This window comes from Bacillus hominis, from assembly GCF_018332515.1.
GTDB lineage: Bacteria > Bacillota > Bacilli > Bacillales > Bacillaceae_G > Bacillus_A > Bacillus_A hominis.
Genome location: NZ_BOQD01000158.1, coordinates 24263 through 33203, shown reverse-complemented (window position 1 = coordinate 33203; position 8941 = coordinate 24263). Strand labels below are relative to the sequence as shown.

Sequence of the window (8941 nt, the reverse complement as noted above, 5' to 3'; positions counted from 1 at the left end):
ACAGCCCTTGTTGTATGACAATATTATTTTAACATATTCATTGGTAATTTTTTCATATTAACATTCTTTTGATTCATACGTAAGACTCTACATCTTTAGTTTAATAAATTGATACAAAGGCGCGATATACGTACCAACAAACATATGTAATTGAACGCTAGACACAAAAAAATGCTGTGTAGAAAAATCTCTACACAGCTTCCTTATCTAATTCCCCTTAATATACCACTTATCATCACTTTAATAGCATTTATCCTTTGACACATCCACTTATACTACAAACTAATTACCGGCAGAATACCAGCTATTAAGTAGACGTGCCAAGTATAACCGTAGCGAATACTATAATGATTCCTAAGCCGAGACTCATCCCCCTACCCCTTTACATTATATGGTATATTTTCTCAAACAGAGCGAATAATAACAAATAACTTTGTTAAAGAATGGGGGTTTTTCAAAATGAAACGAAAAATAATATCTCTTTTTTCCCTTATCTGCTTAGCACTACCAATACAAGCTAATGCATACACATTTCAATCACTACCAATTGCGTCAAAGTCTAAACAGTGGTATATCGAAATTGACAAATCTCATAACGCAAACAAGCAAGCGGTGCAGCCAAAACAAGGTGTATATGATACGTATAGTTTACTCTTAAAAAATATTGGTAATGATGTATCAAATGTATCCGTGGAAATACTTGATAACACTCCTACATCTAAAGCTACCTTTAATCCTACTACATCAAATAACACCGTTTCTAAAAGTCATACAAGCTTTGACTACATGGTGTTCCCATTAGACTTTAATAGCCACAATTTCAAAGTCGTCATTACTTGGGAAGAAAAGAATTTCTCTTACAACGGTCATCCAGTAAATGAGAGTAAAAAAATGAAACAAACATTTGTATTCAATGAAGAGTAAGTCCTAATTTGATTAGGGCTTACTCTTTATTTACAAAACCAGATTGAATTGCTTCTGTCACTTCTTTTGCAACTTCCATTGTCGTTGCCTCCATACAAAGTTTTTTATACCAAATATGTACGGATGTTTTTTTATTAGAAAGGTGCTTCATTAAAATCAATCGATTATATGCCATTTTACTTTCTATAGGAGTAGCAATATACACAGTAAAATTCCTTGCTTCAAATACCTTTTCTCCCAAAACGTATTTACATCCCAACTCATCTACTACTAACTCATTTAGGCTCTCTATAGTCATATACCACATCCCCCTTTTAGCCTACATAATCAATCGAACCGCCGAATACTTGGTACAGACAATGCCGTTCCAATTGTTATAATTACTAAAATAGCTAGTGTTATAATGGTTATCTTTCCACCTATTACAGTAGCTAACCAGCCTACAACCACATATCCTAATGGTAATAAAGCAAATGAACCTAACATATCAAGGCTCGCCACTCTTCCAAATGCTTCTTCTGGTACAAGTTCTTGTAAACTCGTTTCCCAAATGAGCCCGAATATCATAATACCGAATCCTTCAATTGCCATTAATCCTATTAAGGCAGGTACCCAAGACACGAAAGGCATAATTAATAATGCCATTCCACTTATTAAAACACCACCATACGCAAGTAATCCTCTCTTATGCCACCGCTCCTTCCCACCAAAAATTAGTGCTGCGATTACAGCTCCAGCACCAGAAGAAGCCATACCCAATCCATACACGTAAGCTTCAAAATGGTGATGAACATTAAACAACCATGGAATTAATACAACGATAACCCCAGCATAACAAATATTAACGAAAGAAAAGACTAGAATGGTAATCCACAACCACGGATGACTTTTTAGAACAAGAATCCCTTCCATAAAATCTTTTTTGTAATTGACTTTATTTTTTTCAAATTTCTGTACTTTATTAAACTTTATTTCTCTTAAAAATAATAAACATAAAAATGATAGCAAATACGTTACTGCATCCAGTCCAAATCCTATTCCAGCAGATGCAACTGAAACGATTAATCCTCCAAGAGCCGGTCCAACTAGTCGTATCCCTTGATTACTCATTTGTGTTAATGCATTAGCTGCATTTCGAATTTCCGGTACAAATACTTTTGCTCTTACAGCTGAATACGCCGGCTGAAATATCCCTTCCATAAGCCCATATAACGCTACGAGTACATATAGAAGTGGAATTGTTAAAACGTCCATAAATATAAGCGTTGCAAATAACATCATTAGTATGCAGCGGATTATATCTGTAAATAACATTAATTTCACCCGGTCAATCCGATCCACGACTAATCCAGCAAACGGTAACGCAAGAATATTAGGAAGCATGTACATTGCCATAGTCATTCCCATTACAACTGTTGAGCCCGTTAATGAATAAACAACGACTGGCAGAATAACCATCGTTATCGAACTACCTAAAGTCGAAAGTAATTGCCCCAGCCATAAAAACTTAAAGTGTGGTGACACTTTTACTGGCAATAACAATTTCCCGACATAACCTAACTTTTTCTCTGTTGATATTTCTCCTTGCATAGCTCTCTCCTCTTTTCAAATTAAGTTAATACCTGAAAATAAATACAGAAAATTCAAACTCTAATAACTTAAATTATATATGAAACAATTAAATTATTGGTAAAAATATCAAAATACTAAAAAGAAAATCGTGATGAATATAAATAAAAAAGGTGTTTTCATATATGAAAACACCTTTCCACTTTATAATTTTAAATTCTTCTTCAATGTCCAATATTTTTCTGGAGCATTTTCAAGTGAGAATTCTACCCAGCCATTTGGATCTTCACGATATACATTTACTTTTGTACCATTTTCTAATTTTCCAACTTCATTTTGTGTAACATTTGGTACACTCTTAATTGGATTGTTAAACGGGAATGGAACTTGATAGTAAGATCCTACTGATTGAACTGTAGCTTTCGCATCTTTTACATAATCTTTATACGGAATTGCTTCGTCTAATGCATCTACATTTAATGTATTAGGGTTTTTCGGTAATCGTTTTACATTTTGATAATCTTTGTTATTGAAAGGCTTAATACGCTCCATAATATTAGCAATTTTTCCAGCCCATGCTTTATCTGTTGCATATTTTTCATTCATATCAGGTAATGTGTAACCATTGAAATGAGGAGCACCCTTCTCTAAGTAGTTCTTTCTTACATAATCAGCATTGTACGAAATACTTTGCCCGTACGACGGTAAATATTTTGCATTTGCAAATGGATCCCAATCAAATGCCTTTAGCCCAAATAAATTATGTTTACGATATGCAATTTCTGATTTCCCATACCCAGATTCTAAGATCGCATGAGCTGCTAAATATAAAGCATTCACACCATACTCATTTTGTGCTTTAATAAAATCTTGTCCAGTTCCAATAAGCGGACTGTCAGGATGAAATTCCCCAATAAAATTATCAATCTCTTGCGCTGTTATATTAGATGGTAACGTTACATCTAGATTGATATATGATGCCATGGCATTAAATAAAAATTGTGCATATTCTTCACGCGTTAAAACACTTGTTGGATTAAATGCACCTGCTCCATTACCTGCAGCAACGCCGTTAGACTCTAATGCACTAATTGCATCATTTGCCCAATGATCTTTCGGAACATCATTAAATGTATGATTAGCTTTTACTTTTAGTTTAAAGGCTTTCTGTAAAATTACAGCCATTTCAGCACGAGTTAAAGATTCTTTCGGTCTAAATGTTCCTTTACCATCACCTACGAAAATCCCCATATCTGTTAAAGCTAAAATTTCTTTTTGGAACATTGTTGTCCCTTCACTAATATCAGAGTATGGATTTTTATATTCGCTTTTTGTTTCTGGTTTTAACGCACGATATATTAATGCGGCTACTTGCTCACGATTTACAACATCCCCGAATCCAAACTTACCATTATCATATCCTGCAATAATTTCTTTTGACGTTAAATTAGTAATTGCTTTATACGACCAATGATCTTTCGGAACGTCTGGAAATTCCTTTTCAGCTGCAAATGAAGTTGCTGGAGCCATCACTACTTGAAGTGCGACTGTCACTGCTAACACATTAGAAATAACTTTTTTCATAATTTTTTTAACACGTTATGTATATGCTTGTCCCGTGTTAACTTGCCTCCCTTTATAATAAAATTTTCCCTATTAAACTAACAAACTCTTAATTAAATTAATTAGTCAACAGTAAAAGTATACGTGATACAAATAAACTAATCTACCATTATTTTGTTTATAATCAGCATAATACGATATATCTTTTTATTTCGATACAAAATTATATAAACTCATATAAAAAGCCCATCTCTATATAAACGATGGGCTTAGCAAACGATGTTTTTTTATTTAGCTAAACGATATTTTGAAACATTGAAACCTTTCCACTCATAATAATCTAAAATACCAGCATAAACTGCTTCAGCAGCAATTTGTCTTCCTGATTCCGAAGCCAGCTTCTCATAATCTGCACTATTATCTAAAAATGCTAGTTCAGTTAATACCGCAGGTATTTCATTTTCTCTTAGTACATAAAAATCTTCTCCTCTGGCACCACGATCTCTTGTATCTAGAGCTTTAACTACTCGTTTTTGTATTTTCTCTGCTAACATACTACTATCTTTTTCACGTTCAGTTAATTCTTTTTTTTCAGACCCTTTATAATAAAAAGTCTCCGTTCCATATCCGTCATGATTTTGAGAACCATTTGCATGAATACTTACAAAAATATCTCCATTATGCTCTTTCGCGAACTCTACACGGTTTTTAAGGTCCTCAGGTTGATTTTCACCAAGACGAATATCCGTTTCACGTGTTAACAACACATGGAATGGAGTATTTTTCTCTAGTAAACTTTGTAATCTTTTAGATGTATCTAATACAATTTCACTTTCATATAATCCTTGTGTTGGCTTCCCAGGATCTTTCCCACCATGACCTGGATCAATAATAATTACTTTTCCTTCTAATGCATCTGGAATTTTAAGAGAATCTGATTTTGCAATAAATTGCGCTGCTTCTGCTTTCGTTACAGTTTTATTAGGCAGCCAAGCTGTACTAGTTACACCTTGTGAAATATCCAATTCTACTAAAATGTTCGCTTTATCTTTTCCCCAACTAGGATTTAAATCTGCAAATTTTGTTGGTAATGGTTGTTTTACTTTCGCATCTAATTTATACGCCCCAACAAGCATCGCTGCCATAGAAACACGGTCAATTTTTCCATCTGGATCAAAAGTCCCGTTTCCCCTCCCTGCTATTACTCCTGCTTTCTCAACAGCAGCAATATACCGAGTTGCCCAATGATTTTTAGAATCTATAAAAGTTGGTTTTGCAGATTGATCGATTGGTAAATTTAAGCTTTGTGCAATGATTGTCGCTGCTTCTGCACGAGTTACTTCTTGCATCAGTCCAAATGTACCATCATCTTTACCTTTAATAGCACCTTTCTCTACTAGATAGTTAATAGAACCTTCTGCCCAGTGCCCTGCTGGGACATCTGGAAACGTTTTCGTTTGTGCGAAACTACTAGATGAATAAGATAATATACTAGCTGCTATTACTCCTGCTGCGATTATTCTATTTTTCATAGAATATATTCCCCTCTCAAGTACAATTTTTTTATATAACAGAGTAATTATAGTTCTGAAAATTAGTAATAGTCAATCGTATTTTGTATAATTTTGTCTTATTATTGTATTTTTTGGAACAAATAACTATAGTTAAACTATAAAAAGCTTGGAATCTCTCCAAGCTTTTCTTACTTTCCCTCTATTTTCTTAATCTCATAATCAATTTCTAAAAACTTAACTCCAAATATCCACATTCTATGATTAGCTTCTAATATTTGATCCTTTCTCTCTTTAATAATAAAAGTCTCTGCTAGTGGTAAACGTATTGTAAAGTAGCGAGTGTGTAAATAAATCCCTTCATCACCCTTACCATTTCCTCTTAGCTTACTAGTAATGATTAAATCATTACTATCATTACATAATTTCAAAATACCCGTCATATTCGAATATGGTAAAGGCAATGCAATATTCATATATGTCTCGTTCTTATGTGTATGCTTTGAATAAAGAGCTAAAAAAATAGACTCTCCTGCTTCATTTTTTCTTAACCAAGCCCTTACGTTCTCTCTTCCATCTTTCTCATCTATTACACCAACGATAGAGCCATGCATCGTTTCCCACTTGCCGCCCATTCCTAAATGTATTTGTCCTACACGTTTACTCATTTTCTCATAACAAAATGCAAATGGACGGAACCAACGAGCCCATTGAATATTCGATTGTAACTCATACGCTGTTGTATTTTCATAAAAGCGAATAATACTCATAGGAATCTTTGTCATGTCAAATACTTCACTATGAAAATCATTCATTTTATCAACTAGACCACTGTATTCCTTGCCATCTACTAAATTTCTACTATGTAAAAATGCTCCACCAATCTTCACTTTTCCTCTTAACCTGCTCATTGGTTTCCCGTAGTATTTATAATTTGGAACACTCTTTTCAATCATCCAACCGAGAAAAGCTGGTAACGCTACTCCAATTCCATTTACCACACCGTGAATCCAAACCATTTGTGCAATTGTAATCGTCATTACTTGTTTGAAATTTCCGTATGAGTATATAAGTGAGAACATAATTGTTACCATGAGCGTACTAGACGAAATAATTAAGAGAACCTTTGCAGTGATAGAATTAAATTTCGCTTTCCAAACGTAAATACCATATCCATAAATAGCACATAAATATATGAACACTGCAAAAAATTCAAATATCCTTGAGTATGTAATTCCTATCGCAACTGTCATAGGTGAAATAACTATGATAAACATAATTACATCATATACTTTACTTCTCTTTTCTCTTTTCCTTCCTACTAAACCAGCTGATAAGGGCAATAGAAACGCCGAATAATGAAAGTGGGCAGCTGTGAGTAAAACAATATCAGAACTAAAGTCCATAATTGAAAGCTTTGCTACTGAAGCAAAAAACCAAAAACCACCTAAAAACAAATAAATAAACGCACTATCTATTGCTGTTTCTTCTAAAGGCTTCCATCCTCTTTCTAGCAACCTACTAACGCCACATAATGCAATAATTCCTGTATACATAAACCAAAGGAGTGCAAAGACAAAATGATTTGTTATGAAAGCTAGCATCGCGCTAATTGCTGCGATTGGATATAAAAACGATACGAATTTATAAAATAGTAAAGACGATCCATTTCTTGTTCTTTTATCAATAATGCAAAAAGACATCGGTATAAATAGTAAAACGGATAATAATATAATTGCCTCAACTGGATTTACATTCGACCACTCACATATTAGAAAAACAATATAACAAGCAAGTCCAAATATTATATTTCTCATATCGTTTATTTCCTTTCCACAAATGTTCCCTTATATGAAAATAGCGAACCAATTAACGGGTTTCGTACTTGTACATGAATTCGAAAACATTGTAGTGCGTCATCAAAGCTTTCAACAATGTTTGCTTCTCCATACAAAAATTTCGGTAATGGAATTTTTCTTCCAAACATAAAAAACCATTGTTTCTTTGAAGAAATATGCATTGCCCCCATCTCATCAATATGAAAATTCAACGTAGAAACGAGTATATGCGGTTCACCAAAATAATCTACAATTTCATTTTCTTTTTCATCCAACTGCATAACCGCGTTAAAATATCTTTTCTTATTATGAAAATAAAAAGTGCGATTCCACCGTACAAGTTCATTTCCATGTTCATCCCGCTCAGCAGTATTATGTATCGTAAATGGAACTTCCTTTCCCCGCTCGGAGAAAAACATTCGAAACTTCGATGCAATTTTCAATATCAATTTAACAAAAAAAGAGCCACCGTAAATTTCATCCATCTTTCCTTCCCCTGTAAAACTATTTTCTTCTGTAATCGCATACCGCTTCTGTAATTCTGGATGCAGTTTTTTATAGGTATCCCCTAATAATCGCTCATAAATATTAACCATACACTTATCCCTTTCTCGTCCTCTTGCAATTTTTTGCACTCGGTAAATCAAAACTATTTATATAACCGACAATCGATACCCCCATAAGTAGAACGTTTAATGTAATTGGATTAAACGGTTCTGTAAAGCTTGTGATATTCGTAAAACCTGCTGCTATTATTAAGACTATTAACATAAAAATATGTAATATAAATAATTTTCGTTTTGGAAGTGGCAATAGCCATATGACACCAAAAATAATTTCTAACACCCCAATTATTTTAAGTATAAACACACTACTTTCATATGACCCAATTAGTACAGAAAGCATCTTTATTTCTTCTGAATGAGTAAACATAACTTTCGGTACTATGCCTTGATATAACCATACGAAAGCAAATAAAAAACAAACGAGCCAATACGTAATCGTTCTTTTAATTAGCAAACTAGGATGAAGCCCCTTTTCTAACCATAATTTGAGGGCATCAAAGCTCCAAGCAGTCGCCCATCCTAATAAAGGTCGAAAAATATATGAATCAATTACATTTCCTATACGACCAAATCTCGTATCATAATCATATTGCGTTTCAAAATGAATGTATTCTTTATTCGGTGTATACTTCCAATAACCACGCCCTATTTGTATAAGTGATAATGTATTATCTGTCCAAAATTTCAAAGAAGAAATTCTTTCACCAGTTTCTTTTCTTATTTCACCTATCGATTCACCTTCCCCAGCTATTTCAAGTCCAAATCCGATCTTTGTTTTATATAAAAACTGCTGCGGTTCTCCTTCTTTTTTCTCTAAATACGAAATTTCAGTAAAGCGAGCATCCCACTCTGTATGTATGTCTGGTTCTTGTGTATATTCCCATAGTTTTTCCATTGTTGTTTTCATTTCTGTTGCAACGTAAATAGGCTTTTTCTTACTCATTCCCCCACCTCCTAAGTACTATATTTT

At 33.6% G+C, this 8941-nt stretch carries 8 protein-coding genes; 1 reads left to right on the top strand and 7 read right to left on the bottom strand.

Annotated elements, in window-relative coordinates; genetic code table 11:
• Positions 1-459: 459 nt before the first annotated feature.
• Complete coding sequence (locus tag KI356_RS16295) at positions 460-924, top strand: YozF family protein (RefSeq protein ID WP_002118189.1); 465 nt, start codon at positions 460-462, stop codon at positions 922-924.
• Positions 925-943: 19 nt separating this feature from the next.
• On the opposite strand, the gene KI356_RS16290 is transcribed toward KI356_RS16295, so the two are convergent.
• The 7 genes from KI356_RS16290 to KI356_RS16260 form a co-directional block, all read right to left on the bottom strand.
• Complete coding sequence (locus KI356_RS16290) at positions 944-1222, bottom strand: hypothetical protein (protein WP_212935910.1); 279 nt, start codon at positions 1220-1222, stop codon at positions 944-946.
• 29 nt (positions 1223-1251) lie between these two features.
• On the bottom strand, positions 1252-2514 hold the full coding sequence (locus tag KI356_RS16285) for an MFS transporter (protein ID WP_128281476.1): 1263 nt from the start codon (positions 2512-2514) through the stop codon (positions 1252-1254).
• Between the two features lie 183 nt (positions 2515-2697).
• Positions 2698-4077, bottom strand: a complete 1380-nt coding sequence (locus KI356_RS16280) for an S-layer homology domain-containing protein (protein ID WP_128281477.1) — start codon at positions 4075-4077, stop codon at positions 2698-2700.
• A gap of 266 nt (positions 4078-4343) precedes the next feature.
• Positions 4344-5588: an N-acetylmuramoyl-L-alanine amidase gene (locus KI356_RS16275; RefSeq protein ID WP_128281478.1), complete on the bottom strand. Its 1245-nt coding sequence runs from the start codon at positions 5586-5588 to the stop codon at positions 4344-4346.
• A 170-nt stretch (positions 5589-5758) separates the two neighbouring features.
• The gene (locus KI356_RS16270) at positions 5759-7384 is read right to left on the bottom strand and encodes a YndJ family protein (protein WP_212935909.1); all 1626 of its coding nucleotides are present in this window, start codon (positions 7382-7384) and stop codon (positions 5759-5761) included.
• 5 nt (positions 7385-7389) lie between these two features.
• On the bottom strand, positions 7390-8001 hold the full coding sequence (locus KI356_RS16265) for a DUF4166 domain-containing protein (RefSeq protein WP_212935908.1): 612 nt from the start codon (positions 7999-8001) through the stop codon (positions 7390-7392).
• A 4-nt stretch (positions 8002-8005) separates the two neighbouring features.
• A complete protein-coding gene (locus KI356_RS16260; protein ID WP_212935907.1) occupies positions 8006-8914 on the bottom strand; it encodes a DoxX-like family protein in 909 nt (302 codons plus the stop codon).
• Positions 8915-8941 lie beyond the last annotated feature (27 nt).

Coding starts and splice junctions, on each gene's coding strand:
- KI356_RS16290 (WP_212935910.1), bottom strand. CDS start 1,222: ATGACTATAGAGAGCCTAAATGAGTTAGTAGTAGATGAGTTGGGATGT.
- KI356_RS16295 (WP_002118189.1), top strand. CDS start 460: ATGAAACGAAAAATAATATCTCTTTTTTCCCTTATCTGCTTAGCACTA.
- KI356_RS16265 (WP_212935908.1), bottom strand. CDS start 8,001: ATGGTTAATATTTATGAGCGATTATTAGGGGATACCTATAAAAAACTG.
- KI356_RS16270 (WP_212935909.1), bottom strand. CDS start 7,384: ATGAGAAATATAATATTTGGACTTGCTTGTTATATTGTTTTTCTAATA.
- KI356_RS16260 (WP_212935907.1), bottom strand. CDS start 8,914: ATGAGTAAGAAAAAGCCTATTTACGTTGCAACAGAAATGAAAACAACA.
- KI356_RS16285 (WP_128281476.1), bottom strand. CDS start 2,514: ATGCAAGGAGAAATATCAACAGAGAAAAAGTTAGGTTATGTCGGGAAA.
- KI356_RS16280 (WP_128281477.1), bottom strand. CDS start 4,077: ATGAAAAAAGTTATTTCTAATGTGTTAGCAGTGACAGTCGCACTTCAA.
- KI356_RS16275 (WP_128281478.1), bottom strand. CDS start 5,588: ATGAAAAATAGAATAATCGCAGCAGGAGTAATAGCAGCTAGTATATTA.